Raw genomic sequence first — 22,610 nt, 5'->3', positions numbered from 1 at the left:
GTCTAGCGGTCCATCGCCGACAGGGCGCGCTGTGCCAGCGGATGCGTACGGACCAGCTCGGCCAGCGAAGTCGTCCCCCGGGTGATCCCGGCGAACGCCTTCCAGGCCGGGCGGATTCCCGTCAGGACCGCGTGCAGTATGCCCGGGCGGCGCTCGAAGAGCTTCAGCATGCGCCTGCCGACACCCATCTCGACGCCCAGTCCGGCCTTGATGGCGAACGCGTAGTTGAGCGCCTGGCGGCGGGCGTCCACCGCGTCGTGCGACTCCGCGATCCGGACCGCCCACTCACCGGCCAGCCGCCCCGAACGCAGCGCGAACGAGATGCCTTCACGGGTCCACGGCTCCAGCAGGCCCGCCGCGTCGCCGCAGACGAGCACCCGCCCGCGCGAGAGCGGCGAATCGTCGCTGCGGCAGCGCGTGAGATGACCGGAGGAAATCTTCGGCTCGAAACCGGCGAGGCCGAGCCGGGCGATGAAGTCCTCCAGATACCGCTTGGTCCCCGCGCCGTCACCGCGCGCCGAGATCACACCGACGGTCAGGGTGTCGCCCTTCGGGAACACCCAGCCGTAACTACCGGGCATCGGGCCCCAGTCGATGAGTACCCTCCCCGCCCAGTCCTCCGCGACCGTGGCCGGGACCGGGATCTCCGACTCCAGGCCGAGGTCCACCTGGTCGAGCTTCACCCCGACATGGGCCCCTATGCGTCCCGCGCTGCCGTCGGCGCCGACGACCGCACGGGCGAGGACCGTCTCGCCGCCGGACAGCACCACGGCGACCGTGCGCCGGTCCGGGACCGCGGCGCCGTGCTGCTCGACCCGTGTCACCGTCACTCCGGTCCGGAGTTCGGCACCCGCCTTCTGCGCCTCCTCGACCAGGCCCGCGTCGAACTCGGGCCGGTTGATGAGCCCGAAGAGCATCCGCTTGGAACGGCGCGTCCGCGCCAGCCTGCCGTTGAGCGAGAACGTCACCGCGTGGATCCGGTCCTGCAACGGCAGTTCGAACCCGGGCGGCAGCGCATCACGCGAGTACCCGATGATGCCGCCGCCGCAGGTCTTGTACCGGGGCAGTTCCGCCTTCTCCAGCAGCAATACCCGCCGGCCGGCAACTGCCGCCGCGTATGCCGCGGAGGCTCCGGCCGGTCCGGCGCCGACTACGACGACGTCCCACACGGACGACTCTTCCAGCTCACGTCCGGCGTCTGCGTTCTCGCTGCTCACGATGTGCTTCTGCTCCCGATCCCGACCAGTGGCCCACACTGCTCACGGCATCCTACGGCGCGTTGCGGCCGTCCTCCGCTGTGGGAGGATCGACCGTGCGTTCGCCATACATGCAACGCCGCACCCACGGCGTTCGTGCAGACGGATTCGTACACATAACGTCGCACCCACGAGGAGCGTGCCCATGACCGCCCATCCGATTTCCGAGACCGTCGCCTCGCTGATGCCCCGCGCCAAGGCGGAGCTGGCCGAGCTGGTGGCCTTCCAGTCGGTGGCGGATCCCGCGCAGTTCCCGAAGAGCGAATGCGAGGCGGCCGCCAACTGGGTCGCCGACGCACTGCGCGCCGAGGACTTCCAGGACGTCGCCCTGCTCGACACCCCCGACGGCACCCAGTCGGTCTACGGCTTCCTGCCCGGTCCGGCCGGTGCCCCGACCGTGCTGCTCTACGCGCACTACGACGTACAGCCGCCGCTCGACGAGTCCGCCTGGCTCTCCCCGCCGTTCGAGCTGAAGGAGCGCGACGGCCGCTGGTTCGGCCGCGGCGCGGCGGACTGCAAGGGCGGCTTCATCATGCACCTCCTCGCCCTGCGCGCGCTCAAGGCGAACGGCGGCGTACCGGTCTCCGTCAAGGTGATCGCCGAAGGCTCGGAGGAGCAGGGCACCGGCGGCCTGGAGCGGTACGCGGAGGCCCACCCCGATCTGCTGGCCGCGGACACCGTCGTCATCGGCGACACGGGCAACTTCCGGGTCGGTCTGCCGACGGTCACCGCGACACTGCGCGGGATGACGATGCTCCGCGTCACGCTCGACACCCTCGAAGGGAACCTGCACTCCGGACAGTTCGGCGGCGCCGCGCCCGACGCGCTGGCCGCGATGATCCACCTGCTGGCGTCGCTGCGCGCCGAGGACGGCACCACGACCGTCGACGGGCTCGCCACGGACGCCGACTGGGAGGGACTGCAGTACCCGGAGGCGGAGTTCCGCTCGGACGCGAAGGTGCTCGACGGCGTCGAGCTGATCGGCACGGGCACGGTCGCCGACCGCATCTGGGCCCGGCCGGCCGTCACCGTCATCGGCATCGACTGCCCGCCCGTGGTCGGCGCGACGCCATCGCTGCAGGCGACGGCGCGGGCGCAGATCAGCCTGCGGGTACCGCCGGGCCATGACGCCGCCGAAGCGACAAAGCTGCTGACCGCCCATCTGAAAGCGCATGCCCCGTGGGGTGCACGGGTGGCCGTCGAGCAGGTGGGCCAGGGCCAGCCGTTCCGCGCGGACATCTCCAGCCCGGCGTACACCTCGATGGCACAGGCCATGGAGACCGCCTACCCCGGCGAGAAGATGCAGTCGTCCGGCATGGGCGGCTCGATCCCGCTCTGCAACACCCTCGCGACGCTCTACCCGGAGGCGGAGATCCTGCTGATCGGCCTGAGCGAGCCGGAGGCCCAGATCCACGCGGTGAACGAGAGCGTGTCGCCCGAGGAGCTGGAGCGGCTGTCGGTCGCCGAGGCACTGTTCCTGCGGAACTACGCGGAGTCCAAGAAGGCCTGATCCCGCCTTGCTCCCGCCGGACCGGTACCGGCGGGAGCACTCCGCGGCGGTGTCGCGGACGTCAGCCGACCGGGACTCCCGCTTCCAGGTTGAGCACGGTCGACAGCTCGCGGGCCCGCAGGGCCCAGCGGAGCCGTTCGTACCGGACGGGTGGCAGCATCGTCGCGGCCTCCGCCTCGGTGACGAACCGCCAGCCGCGCAGTTCGGAGCCGGGCAGCCGCAGCCGGTCCGCTTCCTCGCGGCGCAGCAGGCCGCCGTCGAAGAGCAGCCGCAGCCCCCCGTACCCCGGCGGGTTCGGTGGCTCCCAGTCGACGACCAGCAGTTTCGGTATCCGGTCGAGCCGTATCCCTATCTCCTCGGCCACTTCCCGTATCCCGGCCTGGGCCGGTGCCTCGCCCGGCTCCACCACTCCCCCGGGGAACTCCCAGCCGGGCTTGTACGTGGGGTCGACGAGCAGGACCCGGTCGTGTTCATCGAAAAGCAGCACCCCGGCGGCGAGGGTCTCGGCGGTCGGCTCGGGCGTCTGCACGATCTCGCACGCGCCGACCGTTCCGATGCGTACGGCCTCGGCGATGCGCTCGGCCGTCTCCTGCGGGGTCAGTGTGCTGGTATCGATGGTGTGGGCGTCCGCGGTGATCCAGTCGAGGGCCGCCCGGTAGGGCTCGATGTGCTCGTAGGCCCACTGCCGTACGCGTTCGCTCGCTTCGGGGTCGTCCGGTACTTCATCACGACCGGCGATCCGCTGCCGCAGGATCGTTTCCTCAGGTGAGAGCAGCACGTGATGCACCGGAATGCGCCTGGAGGCAAGCCCTCCGAATATCTCGTCGCGGTACTCCTGCCGCAGCAACGTCATCGGCACCACGAGCACCCCCGGCAGCTCGGCGAGCAGAGCCGCTGCCGTGTCCACCACCATGCGCCGCCAGATCGGCAGATCCTGATAGTCGGTCACCTCGGCCAGTCTCTTCTGGGGCAGCAGGTACCTCAGCGCCCCGCCGATCAGTTCGGGGTCGTAGAAAGTACTGTTCGGGATCAGATCGATCAGTTCGCGCGCGGCGCTCGTCTTGCCCGCGCTGAACGCACCGTTGACCCAGACGATCACGGTTCCCCCTCTTCCGTAGCCCCCTGTGGCTTGCCCGCAACACCCTGCCGCGAAAACCCGACCGTGGCGATCCTGTTGCACGAACGGGGCCGCCGGAAGCCGTGGACGGGCGTCCCACTGTACGAGTCCGGACGTCCGCCCGGCCGTAACGACGACGGCGGGAGGTCGTTGGAGCCGTCGAGGGCAAGGGGGTTACACCGTGCGGCGCACAGTACTGGAGCGGTTCCCGGCGGGCGGTCCGCGGGGCAGCTGGCCTGCGGAGGAGTTCGCGGCAGCACGCCGTGTCGAGGGCATGGCGGCCGAGGTCGTGATGGACCTGGAGGAGGATGCGTTCCTGGTGGTCGTACCGCAGCAGTCGGCGGACCGGGGGCATTGATCCGGCTCGTGGAGGTCGCCAGGTCAGCGGGCCCGTCGGATGCCGCGGAAAGCGCCCGGCTGTCCGTGCGCAGCGGGCAGCCGGAGCTCAGGCCGCCGGCGACGTCGCCCTCAAACCTCGGAGAAGACGGAACGCGCGATGCGGAATCCCACGTCGTCGACCCGGAAGGTCGGGTGGCTTCGGCGCCGCACCGAGGCCCGGCAGCTCCAGTGCTCGTCGAACCACCCACCGCCGCGCAGCACCCGATAGGTGCCGTAGACCTCGGCGTCGTAGATGTCCCAGCACCACTCCCAGACGTTTCCCAGCATGTCGTGCAGACCCCACGCGTTGGGCTGCTTGCCGCCCACGTCGTGCATCCGCTCCTGCGAGTTGCCGCGATACCAGGCGATCTCGTCGAGCCGCCCGTACCGCGCATCGGCCGAACCGGAACGACACGCGTGCTCCCACTCGGCTTCGGTCGGTAGCCGGTATCCGTCGGCGGATGTGTCCCACTCGACGCTCTCGTCTTCGCCACGGACGCGGTAGGCGGGGGCCAGCCCCTCACGCCGGGACAAGGCGTTGCAGAAGCGGACCGCGTCCCACCACGAAACGCCCTCGACGGGCAACCGTTCGCCCTGCCCACTGCTCGGCCGTCGACCGGTGATCTGTGCGTACTGCGCCTGAGTGGTCGGGAACGCGGCCAGCAGGTAGGGCGAAAGATCGACCGACCAGCTCCGCTGCGTCCGCCGATCCGACAACGTCACGCGCCCCGGCGGGACGGCGATCATCTCGTTCTCCGCGTTCACGTCCATGTGCAGGCGATCATAGTGAGTCGTGGTCCAACGGCATTGGGTACAGTGGGTTGTGACAAAGCATCAGAATCCGATATGGAGAGCTCCACCCCTTGCTCGACCCCAGCGTCATCCCCGCGACGAAGTGACGCTGGAGCAGCAGGAACACCACGAGTATGTCGTTCAGCTACGGCCAGGTGGGGAGTAACGCCGGGTGCTGTTCCGGGCTGCCGTTTCCTCCTCGCCGATCACCTGAGCTGAACGGGTGATATCAGTGCGACGGCGAGTGCCGCCCCGGCACGACGGACCGGCTCCGCCGGTGCTGTGGACAACGGTGCCGTTCCGCATCGTCGTCCCCTTGTAGGGGGACAGGACTCCCCCGCGACGGAAACTCGGATGCGAGTACCGCACGACCGCCCCTAGGCTGCGCTGGCCCGGGAGGGCAAGGCGCCGTATCGACCGTCAGTGGATCGGAGATGCACGGGGTATGACCAGTCAACTGTTCGCGATCTGCTTCAATGCGACCCGGCCGTCGAGCCTGGCTCGGTTCTGGTCCGGGGTCCTGGGCTGGGAGCTGGCCGACGGTCCGGACGCCGACGTCGCGATCCTGCCCCCTGATGCCGCCGGGTTCCGCATCCGTTTCCTGCCGAGCCAGGAGCCGAAGATCGGCCAGAACCGGGCGCACTTCGACCTGACGAGCACCTCCCCGGAGGATCAGCAGCAGACGGTGACCAGGGCGCTGGAAAACGGCGGGAAACACATCGACGTGGGCCAACTCCCGGAAGATGGACATGTGGTGCTCGCCGATCCGGACGGCAACGAGTTCTGCGTCATCGAGGCGGGCAACAAGTTCCTCGCCGACACCGGCTTCATCGGAGCGCTGGCCTGCGACGGTACGCAGAAGGTCGGCTACTTCTGGAGCGAGGCGCTGCGGTGGCCGCTGGTCTGGGACCAGGACCAGGAGACCGCGATCCAATCGCCGAACGGCGGTACGAAGATCACATGGGGTGGTCCTCCGGTGGCGCCGAAGACAGGCACGAACAGGCTGTACTTCGAGCTGACGCTCCCCACCGACGCCGACTGGCAGGCAGAGGTCGACCGCCTGACCTCGCTCGGCGCGACGCGCACCGACACCGGCGAGGGCGACGGCGGCCGGGTGCTGATGCTCGACCCCGACGGCAACGAGTTCGCCGTACAGAAGCCCCGGTAGCGGGGCTGTCGTCGGGTGGACTGTGTTTCACCGGCGAACGCCCCCGAAACGCGCAGTCACTCGGCAGCCCACGTTGCAGACAGCGGTGGCCTCGCCGGCGTAGCCGAGCTGTACGACCACAGCCCCGAGCGATACAGGGCACACACCACCTGGCCGTCGCCATACGAGAACAGGGCCTACCGGCTCCATGCCGAAGCAACCGTTGTCCGATGACAAGCCCGCCGAGCGGAAGGCCGTCCCGAACTTCGTCGGTATGGGGCTCCGGTCCGCGCAGGACGCGGGGCGGCTGAGCCCCGCCACCGATAACCCGGTCGGCGGGGCTTCTTCCTGTCGGAGCTGGGTGATGACGAGGTTCCGCGAGTGCGGCACGGCCGCCAGGTGTCGCCCCTGGCCGGGATGAGCGCATGACCCTGTTGCAGGTCAGGTCCTACCCCTTGCTCGACCCCAGCGTCAGTCCCGCGATGAAGTGGCGCTGGAGCAGCAGGAAGACCACGAGCGTCGGCAGGGCGACGATCACCGAGCCCGCGGCCAGGAGGTTGTAGTCCGTGAAGAACTGCCCGCGAAGGTTATTGAGGGCCGAGGTGATGGGGAGCTTGTCGCCGTCGGAGACGAAGACCAGTGCCCAGAGGAAGTCGTTGTACATCCAGGTGAACTGAAGTGTGCCGAGCGCGGCGAGAGCCGGGCGGCACAGCGGCAGGGTGATGCGCCAGTACTGCGTCCATACGCCCGCGCCGTCGACGATGGCGGCCTCCAGGATCTCCTGCGGCAGTGTGCGCATGAAGTTGGCGAGGACGAAGACACAGAAGCCGATCTGGAAGCCGATCTGCACGACGACGACGGCCCAGTAGGAGTCGTACATCGTCATCGAGTCGGACATCCAGTACGGCAGCGGGATGCGGTTGAACACCACGTACAGCGGTGTCACGATCACCTGCTGCGGCAGCAGGTTCCCGGCCGTGAAAAGCATCAGCAGGACGATCCCGCCACGCATCTTCAGCCGGGCCAGCGCGAAGGCCACGAACGAGGCGAGGAAGAGGGTGACGAGTACCCCGGGGACAGCGATGATCATCGTGTTGACGAAGTACTTCGTCATCCCCGAGTCGGTGAACGCCTGCCGGTAGTAGTCGAACGAGAGATGCTTCGGCAGCGAGAAGTAGCCGTGCTCGGAGGTTTCTTCGTACGGCCGCAGCGAGGCGTACACCGCGAGCAGCAGCGGGGCGAGGAACGCGAGCGAGACCGTCATCAGGAAGGCGTGCACCCCGAGCCGGCCGGGGCGGATCCTGCGGCGCCCGACTGCGGGTGCCGAAGGCGCGGGCTGTGCGGCGGGTCGGGCGGGAGCGGTGTCGACGGTCATCGGTTCTTCTCCCCTCGGAGCTCCTGGACCAGGTACGTCACGACGAATCCGAGGGAGACGGTCAGCAGGACTACGGCGATGGCGGAGCCGAAACCGACCCGGCTGGCCTCGCCGATGATGTTGTCGGTGACGAGCACCGAGAGCAGTTCGAGTCCGTTGCGGCCGTGATTGACGGCGTACACGATGTCGAAGGCGCGCAGGGACTCGATGACGGTGATGACGCCGACGATGACGTTGACCGGCCGCAGTGTGGGAAAGACGATGCGGAAGAAGGTCTGGGCCTCGCTCGCTCCGTCGATGGCGGCGGCTTCCTTCAGCGAGGGGTCGACGGCCTTGAGCCCGGCGAGGTAGAGGATCATCACATAGCCGGTGTGCCGCCAGGCCGCGGCGAGCAGGACCATCCAGATGTTGAGGTCCGGGTCACCGAGCCAGTCGGTCGGCGACTTGGTGTCCCCGATGATCGCGTTGAGGGCGCCCTGGTCACGGGAGAAGATGAGCTGCGCGATGAAGCCGACCACGGCGAGCGACAGCACGACGGGCATGTACAGCGTCGACTGGTAGAAGCGGCTGAACCGCACCCCCCGGTCGATGAGTACGGCGAGGAGCAGTCCGAACGGCGCGGCGACGAGGCCGAGGAAGGCCAGCCAGAGCAGGTTGTGCCGGGCGGCGGGCCAGAACTGCGGGTAGTTGGTGAAGAGGTTCGCGTAATTCTGCGTGCCGACCCACTTGATGTCGCCGATGCCGTCCCAGCTGGTGAAGGAGAGCACGACGGAGGCGAGGGTCGGGCCCCACACGACGGCGATGTCGAGCAGGACCGGTATGCCGAGCAGCAGACCGATGACGACGAGGTCGCGGCCGGAGAATCGCCGCGGGCCCCGTCGTTCGGTTCGCCGCGCCGAGAGGAACGACACGGTCGGTACTCCAGGTTCAGTCGGAGGCGAAGATGGTCTTCTTCTGCCGCTCGATGCCGTTGACCAGACCGTCCACATCGTTCGGGTTGCTGATGAACTGCTGGATGGCCGGGATCATGACGGTCGAGGCGAAGTCCGGCCGGGTGTCACGGTCCAGGAACTGCGAGATCTGCTTCGCGCCGGAGACGAGCTCCACGGCCTTCTTCTGCAGCGCCGAGTACTGGGAGATGTCCGCCTGGTCGTTGACCGCGATGTTGTTGGGGTCACTCTTGAGGTAGATGTCCTCGGCCTTCCCGGTGGCCAGCCACTTCAGGAGGTCCTTGGCGCTCTCCACGTTCTTCTTGTTCTTGAGGTTCTTGGACTTCTTCGCCAGCAGGAAGCCGTCGATGGGGGCCTCGACGGCGTCCTGGCCGTGCTCCGGGTTGATGACCGGGAACGGGAAGAAGTCGATGTCCTCCTGCTCGCCCTTCGGGAACTGGGCGCCGGGGTGCGGCAGGCCGAAGACCGCCATGCCGGCTTCCTTCTTCTGCAGGCTGGTGGCGGCCTCCTGCCAGGTGCGCCCGTTGGCGCCCTGCTGGCAGTACGGGAGGAGACGTCGCCAGGTGTCGAAGACCTCCTTGACCCGCTTGTCCGTCCAGGCTGCCTCGCCGGCCATCAGGCTCTTGTGGAACTCGTAGCCGTTGGTCCGCATGTTGATGTAGTCGAAGGTGCCCATCGCGGGCCAGCCGTCCTTGTCGCAGAACGCGATGGGGTCGAGCTTGTCCTTCTTCATCTGCTTGGCGAGCGCCACGTACTCGTCCAGCGTCTTGGGCGCCTGGTAGCCGCGGTCGGTGAAGAGGCTCTTACGGTGGAAGACGGCCCACGGGTAGTAGTAGTACGGCGTGAGGTACTGCTTGCCGTCCTCACCGGTGGACTGGGCCTTCAGCGCGTCCGAGAAGCCCTCGTAGTGCTGCCAGTTGTCGCTGATGTCGTACAGCAGACCCTTCTTGGCGAAGAACTGCATCCGGTAGCCGGCGAACCACATGAAGACATCGTCCGGATTGCCCTGCAGGTACTTGTTGATGTTCTCCTGGAAGGTGTTGTGGTCGACGGTGTTCACCGCGATCTTGCGGCCACCGGACTGCGCCTCGTACGCCTTGAACGCATCGGCGAACGCCTTCTTCGGAATGGGGTCGGACGAATTCGACCCCATGTGGATCGTCTTGCCGTCGCCACCGGGGCCACTGCCGCATGCGGTGAGCAGCGAAGGCAGCGTGATCGCGCCCGCACCGACTGCCGCGCCCCGCAACAGACTTCGCCGGGACATCCGATGTCCTGCCACACTGCCCGGCACGCCTGAACTGTCGTACGAAGAGTGCGCCATGACCCCCTCCTCCGGGATGCCAACCCAACACAACCGAACGTGCGATTGGATCTCACCTCCAAGCCAAGGTGCCGTCAAGGGTTTTGACGAGATACCGAACAACCGTTACCGCTCCCCTTCCAACAGACTTCAACACGCCCTAACGTAATCGCGCGTTACTGGCGTGCACATGACGCCATCCGATCCGGCACGAGTATGGAGGAACGTAACGATGCGTCATCTTCCAACCCGTACAACCCGCACCAGCCACAGAAGAGTCATCGGAGCGCTGACGGCCGGGCTGCTCTGTACGGCAGGGGCAACCGCTCCCGCCGTGGCGGACTCACCGGCTCCGGCCCCTGTCACGACGGCCGGCCCGCGGTCCGGCAACGGTCTCGCGCTCACCCCGCCGATGGGGTTCAACAACTGGAACTCGACCCACTGCAGGTCGGAGTTCAACGAGTCGATGGTCAAGGGCATCGCCGACATCTTCGTCGAGAAGGGCCTCAAGGACGCCGGCTACCAGTACGTCAACCTCGACGACTGCTGGGCGAAGCCGCAGCGCAACGCGGACGGCAAGCTGGAGGCCGACCCGGTGCGCTTCCCGAACGGCATCAAGGCCGTCGCGGACTACGTCCACTCCAAGGGGCTCAAGCTCGGCATCTACACCAGCGCCGGCACCAAGACGTGCGACAGCGTCGGCCTGCCGGGTGCGCTGGGCCATGAGTACAGCGACGCGCAGCAGTTCGCGGACTGGGGCGTCGACTATCTCAAGTACGACAACTGCAACAACCAGGGCGTCGATGCGAAGCTGCGCTACACGACCATGCGTGACGCACTGGAGGCCACCGGCCGTCCCATCGTCTACAGCATCTGCGAGTGGGGCCAGAACAAGCCCTGGGAGTGGGCCGCCGACGTCGGCAATCTCTGGCGCACGACAGGCGACATCAGTGACAGCTGGGGCAGCATGCTGTCGATCATGAAGCAGAACCTGCCGCTCGCCTCCGCCGCGGGACCGGGGCACTGGAACGACCCCGACATGCTCGAGGTCGGCAACGGCGGAATGACGGACACCGAGTACCGCACCCACTTCTCCATGTGGTCCGTGATGGCAGCGCCGCTGCTGATCGGCTCCGATCTGCGCAAGGCGACGCCGGAGACCTTCGAGATCCTCTCCAACCGAGAGGTCATCACTGTCGATCAGGACCCGCTGGGCAAGCAGGGCACTGTGCTCTCCTCCACCGACGGACGGTGGGTCGTCGCCAAGGAGATGCAGGACGGCAGCCGGGTCGTGGCGCTCTTCAACGAGTCCGGGAGCGCTCAGCGCATCTCGACGACCGCCGAGGCGGCGGGGCTGCCGCAGGCCGCCGCGTACACGATGCGCGACCTTTGGGAGCACACGACGTACAACACGGCAGGCACCATCTCGGCGACCGTCCCGGCACACGGCACGGTCCTGCTGCGCGTCGCCGCCGACCGCAAGTGGGCCGCGCATCCGCCCGCCGTGGAACTTGGCCTGAACGGCAGCCCGTTGGTGCAGGCGGGCCGCGCCGCGCCGCTGACGACGACGGTCACCGATCTGGGCCGTACACCCGCCGAGAGGGTCTCCGCGGCGCTCACCGGCCCATCGGGCTGGAAGATCAAGGCGCTGTCGCCGACCGGGTCCGCGACCGTGCCGACCGGCACGGCGCTGACCACACGCTGGCAGGTGACGCCCCCCGCGGGAACGGCCACCGGTACGTACGATCTGACGCTCTCGGCGCAGTACCGCTCACCGGTCGGGACGCGTGTCCGGTCCTCGGTCCCGTTCCAGGCCCATGTGGTGGTGGCGCCACCGGCAGGCAGCAGCTATCTCAGCGATCTGCCGCAGCTCTCCGCCTCCAACGGCTGGGGACCGGTCGAGAAGGACACCAGCAACGGTGAGAGCAACGCGGGCGACGGCAATCCGCTGACCGTCGGCGGCACGGTCTTCGCCAAGGGCCTCGGGGTGCACGCGCAGAGCGCCGTCGAGTTCTACGCGGCCGGCGCGTGCAGCGTCGTGACCGCGCAGGTCGGCGTCGACGACGAGAAGGGTGCCAAGGGCACCGTGGCGTTCGAGATCTGGGCGGACGGCACGAAGGTGGCCTCGACCGGGGTTCTGACCAATGCGATGGCCGCGCAGCCGATCACCGCGGATGTGAGCGGTGCGCAGGTGGTACGTCTGGTGGTCACCGACGGCGGGGACGGCGTCGACTCCGACCACGCGGACTGGGCGGACCTGCGGATGGGGTGCTGAGCAGAACCGGGTACTGAGCCGGGTCGGCAGCCGCGCCCGGGCCGGTGCCGGTCCGGACCTCGTCCGGGCCTGGTGCCGGGCCCGGGCCCGGCACCAGGTCCGGTACGGGCGCGCAGGTCGGGCGCAGGTGCCAGGTCCGGCACGAATGCGCAGAGGCGGCGCGGGCGCCAGGTCCGGAACGCGTGCCGGGCAGGCACACCGTACGGGCCTGGCGTCACGACGGCCCGGATGCCGGTCGCGGTCCGGCCCGGACGCGGCCGAGCTGCACGGTGCCGACGACGGTGGTGAGGACGGGTAGTCGTCGTCGGTCCGCCGGTCGCGTCCTCAGCGCCCCCCGCGGTCGAGGGCGGCGACCTCACGTACGGCCTCGGCGATGGCCGGGAAGTCCTTCTTGAGGAGCGCACCGTGGTTGCTGGCGACCTTCGCGCCGATCCGGATGTTCGGGTTGCGGGCGGTCACGGCATCGAGGCTGGTGCGAATCCGTTCCTGCTCGTCACCACGGCTTCCGAAGGACGTCCCCGAAGCGACCACGTAGCGCACCGGGACGGTGATGTCGTCCAGCACGGGACCCAGCTCGCGTTCGCGGGAGAGCCTGCCGAGCTCGATGTTGCTGTTCGCCTGCTGTTCGGCGGTCATCCGCGGGGCCAGGCCCGTCGGGCGCAGCAGCGGCAGGAACCAGCTCATCCGCCGGAACAGTTTCCGGATTCGCTGCTCCATGGCCTCGTCGAGCCAGTCGTACGGGAATGCGCCGTCGACCAGCACCGCGCCCAAGGCACGCTCCGGGTTCCGGGCGGCCCAGTGCGCCCCGACGAACGCCCCGTAGGACCAGCCCACCACCAACGCCCGGTCCACACCCCTGGCCGCGAGAACGGCATCGACGTCCCGGACGGCGGCCTCGAAGGAATAGTCTGCCGAACGCTTCGATCTGCCACGGGCCCGCTCGTCGTAGGTGATGTGCCGCCACTCCGCCCCCAGTTCAGCGATGACCCGCCGCCAGTACCCCTGAGTGGCGAACTGGCCGTTGAGGTAGAGCACAGGGATACCGGGACCGCCGGTATCGGTGACGGCCAGGGCCGAATCGTCGACCGGCACCATGCCGGTCCACTTCGAACTCGTCGAGGAAGTGCTGTTCTTCGTCATGTGTTCCACCTGATCGCGTTAGGGGTCTTGTACGACTTCTCCAGGCCCTGCACGTGGATCACGGGCCCCCTCGGGACGGACGGCCGTGTCCTCGGCGACGACCGAGGGGATCTCGATCGCGTTTGGCACAGCCGGACGGTCCTGGCTCTGTTCCTTCAGAGGCTGCGGGCGGTGATGTCGCCGTGGGAGGTGGTGGCACGGATGTCGAGTTCGGCGGCGCCATCGTTCTTGAGGGCGTTGCTGACACGGCCGTGGTCGGTGCCGGCGTCCAGGGCGGCCGAGACGCCGGCGGCGGCGGCGACCGAGATGTCGCCGGACCGGGTGTTCAGCACGACCGTGCCACCCACGGCCTCGGCGATCCGGATGTCGCCCCTTGCGGTGCTGATCTCCGCAGGGCCGCCCAGGCGGCCGACCGAGACGTCACCGTCGAGCACAGTGAGGCGGACGCTCGCGGCCTCGTCGAGCTCGACCGAGCCCTGCGCGCCCTCGAAAGCGACGTCGCCCAGCCGTCCGACACCCCGGAACTCGGCGCCGGCCGCCTTGGCCTCGACGCGCGAGCCGGCGGGCAGCTGGACGGTCACCTCGACGGACCCGGAAGAGCCGAGCAACTGGCTCTTCGCCTCCGGGGCCGCGATACGCAGGACGCCGTCTCCGTATTCGACCGAGATCTGCTCCGCCGCCTTCACGTCGCGGCCCTTCGAGGCGGTCGCGGGCAGGACCTCGACGGTGGTGTCGGCCCGGTCGGCGGCGATGAAACGGATGCGTCCCGCGGGGATGTCCAGGACGGCGGAGATCGGGACGGGGGTCTCGAACTTCTGCATCATTCTCTCCCGTGCTCGTTCGCTGTTTCTGACACCGGAAACGCTACGTTGCTTTCCATAATCAGACAACGCCTTCGTTGCGCAGAACTTATATCTACGCAGGTAGAGGCCGATAAACTGTTGCAACGACCTCACGCGTAACGCAACGACAGCCGTGCCAATCATTGCAATGGATGAGAAGTGAACGCTATAGTGAGGGGACCAGGGACCGTCACGAGGATCACCGAGGAGATCGCGATGCCGGGAGGCAGACTCACTCAGCAGGAACGCCAGCAGATCGCGCTGGGGCTGGCCGACAGCCTCCCTTACGCCGAGATCGCCCGACGCCTCGACCGTCCGACCTCGACGATCACGCGTGAAGTGATGCGCAACGGCGGCCCCACCGCCTACCGCGCCGACCTGGCCCACCGCGCCACCGAACGCCGCGCCCACCGCCGCAGGCCCGCCTCCTCCAGAGGGCCGGAATCGGTCCCCCAGGCGCACGGACGCGACGCCGAGGCCGTGGCCGAGTACGAGGAGACGTTCACCACCGTCCTCATGGCTTCGGGCCTGACGAAGATGGCGGCCCGGGTGCTGACCTGTCTGTTCACCACCGACGCAGGCAGCCTCACCGCGTCCCAGCTAGCCCAGCGCCTCCAGGTCAGCCCGGCGTCCATCTCCAAGTCGATCGCCTTCCTGGAGAGCCAGAGCCTCGTCCGCCGGGAACGCGACGAACGCCGCCGCGACCGTTACGTCGTCGACGACGAGCTCTTCTACCAGGCGACGATCGCCAGCGCCCGAGCCAACGACCAGCTCGTCGAAACCGCACGCCAAGGCGTCGCCGTCCTCGGCCCCCACACCCCCGCCGCCACCCGCCTGGAGAACATCGCCCGCTTCCTCGACTTCATCAGCGAAAGCATCACCCGCGCCGCCGAACAGGCCCGCGAAGTCCTCCACACCAAACCTGGGACAACCTCGAACGATACCGCCCCGCCAAGTCAGGACCACGGATAGACAGCCGGCTCGATCGTCACAGCCATGAGACGAAGCCCGGCTGCGCTCTCGGGGGAACACGGGAAGACTTCACGGGCGTCCGGCCGCTGATGCTCCGGCACTTGCCCAACAGGACCGACGTTCGCTTCGCGCCGGTCCTCGGTCGGATGTTCCTCGACCCCCGGTCCGCCTACGGCGGCGACGGCATCCGCCCACGGCCGCGATCGTTCTCATCGATGTCCGCGGTACCGATGGTTCCCGAGGCCGGTCGACGTCGCGCGATTCGGCAGCCGGAACCGCCCGGCCGCCGGCCCGGGTTCAGCCGCTCAGCACCGCCGCGGCTGCCGTCCCGCCAGGCCTGACCGACGATGCGGCGGCCGCCGCGCCAACCAGGCCGGCGTCCGTGCCCATCACCGCGGGAGCCACCGTGAGCTGCTGCACGAAGGAGAGCGTGGCGTAGTTGCGCAGGGCGTGGCGCAGCGGGGCGAAGAGGACCTCGCCCGCGCCCGCCACTCCCCCGCCGATCACAGCGATGTCGATTTCGACGAGCGTTGCGGTGGCGGCGATTCCGGCGGCCAGCGCCTGGGCGGCGCGCTCGAACGACGCGATGGCGACCGGATGTCCCGCCTGGGCGGCGGCGGCCACGGCGGCGGCTGTGGCGTCGCCGTCCGGGCCGGGCTGCCAGCCACCCTGGAGGGCGCGTCGCGCGATGTTCGGTCCGCTGGCGATCCGCTCGACGCAGCCACGCGAACCGCACGGGCACAGGTCGCCGTCCAGATCCACACTGATGTGACCGATGTGACCGGCATTGCCGGTGGGGCCCGGGTGAAGCTTGCCGCCGAGGACCAGACCGCCGCCCACCCCGGTCGACACGACGAGGCACAGCGCGTTGTCATAACCGCGCGCCGCACCCAGCCAGTGTTCGGCAGCGGTCATCGCGACCCCGTCGCCGACCAGCTCGACGGGCAGCCCGCCGACGGCCTTCCGTACCCGCTCCACCAGCGGGAAGTCGCGCCAGCCGGGCACGTTGACGGGGCTGACCGTACCCGCCGAAGCATCCACCGGGCCGGCGCTGCCGATGCCGACGGCGGTCGCCCGCCCCCACAGCGGCGAAGCGGTCAGCTCGGCCAGCACGTCGGCCACCGCACCCATCACCGTCTCGCCGCTCTCCCGTGCGGGCGTCGGCCGCTGCGCCCGTACGAGAAGCGCACCGGTGCCGTCCACCAGGGCGCCGGCGATCTTGGTGCCGCCGATGTCGAGCGCGGCGACGAGGTCGGTATGCATCGGTGTGGGCTCCGGATGGGTGAGGGGGTGGGACCTGCATCTTCAGTAAATGGTCTGCATAGTCTCCATTCAGCTGACAACGTTGTCCAGGGCCTATGCTCGACGCCACAGCCTCCGGCCCGCTCCGCAGCACCGACTGCGGGCCCGCCGGACAGCCCCGCACCCGACGACAGGACAGCGCACCGTGGCAGAGACCGCCCGTCATCACGAGCCCCGTTACGGCAACCGGCCGACCATGAAGGATGTCGCCGCCCGCGCCGGAGTGGGCCTCAAGACGGTCTCCCGCGTGGTCAACAGCGAGCCCGGAGTCACGCCCGACACGGAGCGCCGGGTGCAGGAAGCGATCGAGGCGCTCGGTTTCCGCCGCAACGACAGCGCGCGGGTGCTCCGCAAGGGCCGCACCGCCTCCATCGGCCTGGTCCTCGAGGATCTCGCCGACCCCTTCTACGGGCCGCTGAGCCGCGCCGTGGAAGAAGTGGCACGCGCGCACGGAGCCCTGCTCATCAACGGGTCGAGCGCGGAGGACCCGGAGCGCGAGCAGGAACTCGTGCTCGCGCTGTGCGCCCGCCGGGTGGACGGACTGATCGTGATCCCGGCCGGTGACGACCACCGCTATCTGGAACCGGAGATAAAGGCGGGCATCGCGACCGTCTTCGTGGACCGGCCGGCCGGCCGGATCGACGCCGACATCGTCCTCTCCGACAGCTTCGGCGGCGCCCGGGAGGGTGTCGAGCATCTGATCGCGCACGGCCACCGCCGGATCGGATTCATCGGTGACCAGCCCCGGATCCACACCGCCACCGAGCGGCTGCGCGGCTATCACGCCGCGATGGTGGACGCCGGGATCACGGTCCAGGACTCCTGGGTCTCCCTCGGCTCCACCGACCCCGCACGGGTCCGGGCGGCGGCCGAGGCGATGCTCTCCGGCCCCGAACCCGTCACCGCCCTGTTCGCCGGCAACAACCGTGTGACGGTCACGGCAGTACGTGTGCTGGCGGACCGGGAACGCCCGGTCGCCCTGGTCGGCTTCGACGACATCGAGCTCGCCGACCTGCTGGGCATCACGGTCATCTCCCAGGACGCCGCAGCCGTGGGACGCACGGCGGCCGAGCACCTCTTCCGCCGGCTGGACGGCGCCGACGACGCACCGGCTCGGGTGGAACTGCCGACGTCACTCATCGCCCGCGGCTCCGGCGAACTGCCGCCTGCCTGAGCCGGGGCGTCCACGGACAGGGCTCGATCAGCTTCCCGCGGACGCGGCGGCGGCGCGTCCGTGACGGACGTACGTGGAGGGCCGAGCGTCCGGCCGGTGTGCGGTGGCCGGGTCCGCGTTCCCGGTCCGTCAGCCCCTGCTGAGGCGTCCCAGCGCCAACTGCGCGAGGAGCGCTGCCGCGTCACCCAGCACGGAGTCGTCGAAGAGGGCTTCCGGGGAGTGGTTGTAAGGGGCTGTGGTGGGGTCGAGATCGGCAGGACAGGCGCCCAGCATCAGATAGGCGGAAGGGACGTGCTGACCGATGAAGGCGAAGTCCTCGGCCCCGGCGATCGGGTTCGGCAGCTCGAAGTAGCGGTCGGCTCCGAACAGTTGGCTCGCCGTCTCGGCTGCGTATGCCGCCTCGCCGGGATCGTTGACGGTGACCGGATAGCCCTCGTCGACGACTGCTTCCACGGTCATCCCGTGTGCCTCCCCGACGCCGCGTACGACCCGGGGTGCTTCCTCGTGCGCACGGGCCCGCGCCTCGGCGGAGAAGGACCGGATGGTCGCGGAGAACACGGCCTCGTCGGGAATGACGTTGTGGGTGGTACCCGCGTGGAAGCTGCCGACGGTCACGACGACCGGGTCGAAGGCGTCGAAGCGGCGGGTCACCATGGTCTGCAGTGCTGTTACGGCTTCGCAGGCGGCCGGGATCGGGTCCAGGGCGCTGTGCGGACTGGACCCGTGCCCGCCGCGCCCGCGCACGGTCACGTCGAGGGCGTCGGCGGCGGCCAGGATCGGTCCGGAGCGGGTGCCGACGACACCGTGCGGCAGCTGCGCGGACGCGACATGGAGGGCGTATGCGGCCACCGGCCTGGCGCCCGCGGCATCGAGCACACCTTCGTCGACCATGACCCGGGCCCCGGCGTCACCTTCCTCACCGGGCTGAAACATGAACACCACGGTTCCGGCCAGTGTGTCGCGCCGCTCGGCGAGCAGCCGTACGGCGCCGACCAGTCCGGCGGTGTGCAGGTCGTGGCCGCAGGCGTGCATCACGCCGGGGATCTCGGAGGCGTACGGCAGCCCGCTCGTCTCCTGCACCGGCAGCGCGTCCATGTCGCCGCGGAGCAGCACCACCGGACCGGGCAGCGCGCCGCGCAGCACGGCCGTGACCGAGGCGAGCTGTTTGCCGAGGGTGATCTCCAGTTGCAGCCCGTCCAGCGCTGCCAGTACTTTCGCCTGCGTCAGCGGCAGTTCCAGGCCGATTTCGGGCTCCCGGTGCAAGGCGCGGCGCAGCGCGACCAGTTCGGGCAGGAGCGCGGCGGCGGATCCACGGAGGTCGGCGGGGCGGCAAGCTGCATCGGTCATGGCGTCTCCTCGCGAGTCGGTTCCCCTATCCTCACCGTTTTCGGCTCCCGTGCCACCCGGTCCTCACAAGGCGACGACCGGTATGGCCGAGGAGCTCTGCGTAAACCGCTTGTCGTCTCCGTCGCACGGTCATCAGGATTGCGCCATGCCTGCCTTCTCCGCCGCTGACGGAACCGAACTCGCCTATCACCTCGTGGGTGAAGGCGAGCCACTGCTCGTCCTGCCCGGTGGCCCCATGCGCGCCTCCGCCTACCTCGGCGATCTGGGTGGGCTGTCGAGCCGACGCCGACTGGTCATGCTCGACCTGCGGGGCACGGGCGACTCAGGCATCCCCGCCGACCCGGCCACCTACCGCGTCGACCGGCAGGTGGCCGATGTGGAGGCCTTCCGCGAACACCTCGGTCTGGACCGCGTGGACGTGCTGGCGCATTCCGCCGGTGGCGATCTCGCGATCCTCCACGCGGCCCGGCATCCCCGGCGCGTCCGGACCCTTACGCTGATCACCGCCCGTGCGCGTGCCCTCGGAGTCGACTTCACCGAGGAGCACCGTCGCGAAGCCGCCGCTCAGCGCACGGCCGAACCGTGGTTCAAGACCGCGCGGGACGCGTACGAGGCCGTCCGGGCAGGCTCCGCCACCGACGCCGACTGGGATGCCATCGCCCCGTTCTTCTACGGGCGTTGGGACGCGGCCGCCCGGGCCCACGCAGCAGCCGACGTCGAGCAGAGCAACTACGAGGCCGCGGACATCTACGCGTCCGACGGCGCCTTCGCCCCTGCCGCGGCCCGTGACGCCGTCGCCACGCTGGACGCCCGGGTGCTGATCCTTGCGGGCGAGCTGGACAGTGGTCCGCTTCCTCGCGTCGCGGCCACCGTCGCGGGCTTGTTCCCCAAGGCCGAACTCGCCGTCCAGCCGGGCGCCGGCCACTTCCCGTGGCTCGACGATCCCTTCCGCTTCAGCGGGACCGTCGAGACCTTCCTGCGGGGCTGACGGTACGGGCCGGTGCCCACGCCGTCCGGAGGGCGGGTTGCGGCACGGGCCCGAACCACACGGGTCGGTGCAGCTAAGGGCTGTCCCGTAATCCCTGGCGGGCGCACGACGACAGCTGCGGCACCTCGCTGTGTTGTCGGAACGCCCGAATACGACCGGTATGAGGACGCCCCTCCGTCTTGCGATGCAACGCATCTGACGCCGCACGCCGATCCACCAGGGATTACGGGACACCCCTTAGGGCGCCGTCACAGTCAGTCCCCCGCGTCGCGGCGAGGCGAAGGCGTCGAGGTCGGCCCGGGTGAGCCCCGTCAGGCGGGCGACCTCGGCGGTGTCCAGGGCACCGCAGTCGATGCCGCGCAGCAGGTAGCCACTGAGGGCCTTGGCGGTGGCGGGCTCGTCCATCACGTCGCCGCCCGCCTTGGCCACATATGCGGCGAGTCGGGCCGCGGCCTGTTCCAATCCCTCGCGGTAGAAGGTGTAGACAGCCGCGTAGCGGGTCGGCAGGTGGCCCGGGTGCATGTCCCAGCCCTGGTAGTAGGCGCGGGCCAGGGCGCGGCGGGTGAGGCCGTAGTGGAGTCGCCAGGCCTCGTGGACCTGGTGGGTGGGGCCGACAGGAAGGACGTTGGTCGAACCGTCGGAGACGCGCACGCCGGTGCCTGCGGCGGCCACCTGCATGACGGCCTTGGCGTGGTCAGCGGCCGGGTGGTCGCTCGCCTGGTAGGCGGCGCTGACGCCGACACAGGCGCTGTAGTCGAAGGTGCCGTAGTGCAGGCCGGTCGCACGGCCGCACGCGGCGTCGATCATACGGGCCACGGCGGCGGTGCCGTCGGCGGCCAGGATCGACTGGCTGGTCTCGATCTGGATCTCGAAGCCGAGCCGGCCCGACGGCAGACCGTGGGCCTGTTCGAAGGCTTCGAGGAGCCGGACGAAGGCGGTGACCTGTTCGGGGTACGTCACCTTGGGAAGGGTGAGGACCAGGCCTTCGGGGAGGCCGCCCGCCCGCATGAGGCCGGTGAGGAAGATGTCCGTGGTGCGGATGCCCCGGTCGCGTACGGCAGCCTCCATGCACTTCATCCGGATGCCCATGTACGGGGCCGCCGTGCCGTTCTCGTACGCCTCCGAGATCAGCCGGGCGGCTCGGGCGGCCGCCTCGTCCTCCTCGGCATCGGGCCGGGGTCCGTAGCCGTCCTCGAAGTCGATGCGCAGGTCCTCGACGGGCTCGCGGCCCAACTTGGCGCGTACGCGGTCGTGGACAGGCGCGGCAAGCTCCTCCGGGATTCCGAGGACGGCTGCGAGCGAGGCCGCGTCGGGGGCATGCTCGTCGAGGGCCTTGAGCGCCTGGTCGCCCCAGGAGCGGATGGTGCCGGCGGTGAAGACGTCGCCGGGGACATAGACCGTGTGGACGGGCTGGCGGGTGCCGGGGTCTCCCGGGTAGCGGCGGGCGAGCTCGGCATCCACTGCGGTGAGGGAGGCACTGATCTCCTCGCTGACCGCACCGGCGAGGCTCGTTGCCACCTTCTCCTGCTGACCCATTTTCGGCACCCTCCACACTCGCACTGTTTCCGCTTCCCGGAATCAGTAATCCGTATAGTGAAGTTATAAGGCTGTCGGACCTGCGTCAATGGTGATCGGAAACGGTCCGGGGCCGCGCGGTGAGAACACACCACGCGGCCCCGGACCGTCGAGAACGGGCACAAACCCCTCGGAGGATCAGCCCTTGCGGGTGTTGACTTCGTCGGTGAGCTGGGGGACGACCTGGAAGAGGTCGCCGACGACGCCGTAGTCGACGAGGTCGAAGATCGGGGCCTCGGAGTCCTTGTTGATCGCGACGATGGTCTTCGAGGTCTGCATCCCGGCCCGGTGCTGGATCGCGCCGGAGATACCGGACGCGATGTACAGCTGCGGGGACACGGACTTGCCGGTCTGGCCGACCTGGTTGGAGTGCGGGTACCAGCCGGCGTCGACCGCGGCACGCGAGGCACCGACCGCCGCACCCAGCGAGTCCGCGAGCGCCTCGATGATCGCGAAGTTCTCCGCACCGTTGACACCCCGGCCACCGGAGACCACGATCGCCGCCTCGGTCAGCTCCGGACGCCCGGTCGACTCACGCGGGGTCCGCGACAGCACCTTCGTGCCGGTCGCCTGCGCCGAGAAACTCACCGCCAGGGACTCCACCGCACCCGCAGCCGGGGCCGCCTCGACCGGCGCCGAGTTCGGCTTCACCGTGATGACCGGAACACCCCTGGAAACACGGGACTTCGTGGTGAACGACGCCGCGAACGCGGACTGCGTCGCCACCGGACCCCGCTCCCCGGCCTCCAGATCCACAGCGTCCGTGATGATCCCGGAACCGATCCGGACCGCCAGACGCGCCGCGATCTCCTTACCCTCGGCCGACGACGGCACCAGCACCGCGACCGGCGACACCGCCTCCACCGCGGCCTGCAGCGCATCCACCTTCGGCACGACCAGATAATCGGCGAACTCAGCCGCGTCCGCGGTCAGCACCTTGACCGCGCCGTGTTCGGCGAGCGCGGGAGCGGTGGCCTCGGCACCGGCACCCAACGCGACAGCGACCGGCTCACCCACCCGACGCGCCAGCGTCAAAAGCTCCAGCGTGGGCTTGCGGACAGCACCGTCCACATGATCGACATAGACGAGAACTTCAGCCATGGGACTTCAATCTCCTGCAACTAACGAAGGGAACGAGGAACGGACCGAACAGCCGGCTCTAGATGA

The 22,610-nt window shown here is 69.2% G+C and carries 19 protein-coding genes; 7 read left to right on the top strand and 12 right to left on the bottom strand.

What is annotated here, in order from left to right; genetic code table 11:
- Positions 1-2: 2 nt before the first annotated feature.
- Positions 3-1,217: a geranylgeranyl reductase family protein gene (locus tag ACFYP5_RS31115; RefSeq protein WP_389042110.1), complete on the bottom strand. Its 1,215-nt coding sequence runs from the start codon at positions 1,215-1,217 to the stop codon at positions 3-5.
- 184 nt (positions 1,218-1,401) lie between these two features.
- On the opposite strand from ACFYP5_RS31115, the gene ACFYP5_RS31110 reads away from it, so the two are divergent.
- Positions 1,402-2,766: a dipeptidase gene (locus ACFYP5_RS31110; RefSeq protein WP_389042109.1), complete on the top strand. Its 1,365-nt coding sequence runs from the start codon at positions 1,402-1,404 to the stop codon at positions 2,764-2,766.
- 61 nt (positions 2,767-2,827) lie between these two features.
- On the opposite strand, the gene ACFYP5_RS31105 is transcribed toward ACFYP5_RS31110, so the two are convergent.
- Positions 2,828-3,865 (bottom strand): NUDIX domain-containing protein, encoded by a 1,038-nt coding sequence (locus ACFYP5_RS31105; RefSeq protein WP_389042108.1) that lies wholly within the window; start codon positions 3,863-3,865, stop codon positions 2,828-2,830.
- Between the two features lie 199 nt (positions 3,866-4,064).
- Here ACFYP5_RS31105 and ACFYP5_RS31100 point away from each other — a divergent pair, with 199 nt between their 5' ends.
- On the top strand, positions 4,065-4,241 hold the full coding sequence (locus ACFYP5_RS31100) for a hypothetical protein (protein WP_107063570.1): 177 nt from the start codon (positions 4,065-4,067) through the stop codon (positions 4,239-4,241).
- 110 nt (positions 4,242-4,351) lie between these two features.
- Here the strand turns inward: ACFYP5_RS31100 and ACFYP5_RS31095 are convergent, their stop codons facing one another.
- Complete coding sequence (locus ACFYP5_RS31095; protein ID WP_389042107.1) at positions 4,352-5,032, bottom strand: formylglycine-generating enzyme family protein; 681 nt, start codon at positions 5,030-5,032, stop codon at positions 4,352-4,354.
- 466 nt (positions 5,033-5,498) lie between these two features.
- On the opposite strand from ACFYP5_RS31095, the gene ACFYP5_RS31090 reads away from it, so the two are divergent.
- The gene (locus tag ACFYP5_RS31090) at positions 5,499-6,221 is read left to right on the top strand and encodes a VOC family protein (protein ID WP_389042106.1); all 723 of its coding nucleotides are present in this window, start codon (positions 5,499-5,501) and stop codon (positions 6,219-6,221) included.
- Positions 6,222-6,648: 427 nt separating this feature from the next.
- Here ACFYP5_RS31090 and ACFYP5_RS31085 read toward each other — a convergent pair whose 3' ends face one another.
- Genes ACFYP5_RS31085 through ACFYP5_RS31075 form a run of 3 tightly spaced genes read right to left on the bottom strand, consistent with a single transcriptional unit; the run spans position 6,649 to position 9,792 of the window.
- Positions 6,649-7,575, bottom strand: a complete 927-nt coding sequence (locus tag ACFYP5_RS31085) for a carbohydrate ABC transporter permease (protein ID WP_389042105.1) — start codon at positions 7,573-7,575, stop codon at positions 6,649-6,651.
- Entirely contained in the window at positions 7,572-8,486 is a 915-nt protein-coding gene (locus ACFYP5_RS31080; RefSeq protein WP_356498515.1) for a sugar ABC transporter permease, read from the bottom strand. The genes ACFYP5_RS31085 and ACFYP5_RS31080 overlap by 4 nt, the downstream gene beginning before the upstream one ends.
- Before the next feature lie 16 nt (positions 8,487-8,502).
- On the bottom strand, positions 8,503-9,792 hold the full coding sequence (locus ACFYP5_RS31075) for an ABC transporter substrate-binding protein (RefSeq protein WP_389042104.1): 1,290 nt from the start codon (positions 9,790-9,792) through the stop codon (positions 8,503-8,505).
- A 268-nt stretch (positions 9,793-10,060) separates the two neighbouring features.
- Between ACFYP5_RS31075 and ACFYP5_RS31070 the strand changes: the two genes are divergently transcribed.
- Complete coding sequence (locus ACFYP5_RS31070; RefSeq protein ID WP_389042103.1) at positions 10,061-12,103, top strand: NPCBM/NEW2 domain-containing protein; 2,043 nt, start codon at positions 10,061-10,063, stop codon at positions 12,101-12,103.
- 324 nt (positions 12,104-12,427) lie between these two features.
- Here ACFYP5_RS31070 and ACFYP5_RS31065 read toward each other — a convergent pair whose 3' ends face one another.
- Positions 12,428-13,243, bottom strand: coding sequence for an alpha/beta fold hydrolase (locus ACFYP5_RS31065; RefSeq protein WP_389042102.1), 816 nt, complete (start codon positions 13,241-13,243; stop codon positions 12,428-12,430).
- 155 nt (positions 13,244-13,398) lie between these two features.
- Positions 13,399-14,064 (bottom strand): DUF4097 family beta strand repeat-containing protein, encoded by a 666-nt coding sequence (locus ACFYP5_RS31060; protein WP_389042318.1) that lies wholly within the window; start codon positions 14,062-14,064, stop codon positions 13,399-13,401.
- Between the two features lie 237 nt (positions 14,065-14,301).
- On the opposite strand from ACFYP5_RS31060, the gene ACFYP5_RS31055 reads away from it, so the two are divergent.
- Positions 14,302-15,057: a helix-turn-helix domain-containing protein gene (locus tag ACFYP5_RS31055; protein ID WP_389042101.1), complete on the top strand. Its 756-nt coding sequence runs from the start codon at positions 14,302-14,304 to the stop codon at positions 15,055-15,057.
- 297 nt (positions 15,058-15,354) lie between these two features.
- Here ACFYP5_RS31055 and ACFYP5_RS31050 read toward each other — a convergent pair whose 3' ends face one another.
- Positions 15,355-16,320, bottom strand: coding sequence for an ROK family protein (locus ACFYP5_RS31050; protein WP_389042100.1), 966 nt, complete (start codon positions 16,318-16,320; stop codon positions 15,355-15,357).
- A 184-nt stretch (positions 16,321-16,504) separates the two neighbouring features.
- Here ACFYP5_RS31050 and ACFYP5_RS31045 point away from each other — a divergent pair, with 184 nt between their 5' ends.
- Positions 16,505-17,533 (top strand): LacI family DNA-binding transcriptional regulator, encoded by a 1,029-nt coding sequence (locus ACFYP5_RS31045; protein WP_389042099.1) that lies wholly within the window; start codon positions 16,505-16,507, stop codon positions 17,531-17,533.
- A gap of 129 nt (positions 17,534-17,662) precedes the next feature.
- Here the strand turns inward: ACFYP5_RS31045 and ACFYP5_RS31040 are convergent, their stop codons facing one another.
- Positions 17,663-18,880 (bottom strand): M20 family metallopeptidase, encoded by a 1,218-nt coding sequence (locus ACFYP5_RS31040; protein ID WP_389042098.1) that lies wholly within the window; start codon positions 18,878-18,880, stop codon positions 17,663-17,665.
- Between the two features lie 145 nt (positions 18,881-19,025).
- On the opposite strand from ACFYP5_RS31040, the gene ACFYP5_RS31035 reads away from it, so the two are divergent.
- Positions 19,026-19,868 carry an alpha/beta fold hydrolase gene (locus tag ACFYP5_RS31035; protein ID WP_389042097.1) on the top strand — a complete coding sequence of 281 codons (843 nt, stop codon included), beginning with the start codon at positions 19,026-19,028 and terminating at the stop codon, positions 19,866-19,868.
- Between the two features lie 237 nt (positions 19,869-20,105).
- Here ACFYP5_RS31035 and ACFYP5_RS31030 read toward each other — a convergent pair whose 3' ends face one another.
- The gene (locus ACFYP5_RS31030; RefSeq protein WP_389042096.1) at positions 20,106-21,404 is read right to left on the bottom strand and encodes a DUF6986 family protein; all 1,299 of its coding nucleotides are present in this window, start codon (positions 21,402-21,404) and stop codon (positions 20,106-20,108) included.
- A 177-nt stretch (positions 21,405-21,581) separates the two neighbouring features.
- Complete coding sequence (locus ACFYP5_RS31025; RefSeq protein WP_389042095.1) at positions 21,582-22,544, bottom strand: electron transfer flavoprotein subunit alpha/FixB family protein; 963 nt, start codon at positions 22,542-22,544, stop codon at positions 21,582-21,584.
- Between the last annotated feature and the right edge of the window lie 66 nt (positions 22,545-22,610).

Source organism: Streptomyces sp. NPDC005262 (assembly GCF_042872425.1).
GTDB lineage: Bacteria > Actinomycetota > Actinomycetes > Streptomycetales > Streptomycetaceae > Streptomyces.
This window is presented reverse-complemented; position numbering and strand designations above follow the sequence as displayed.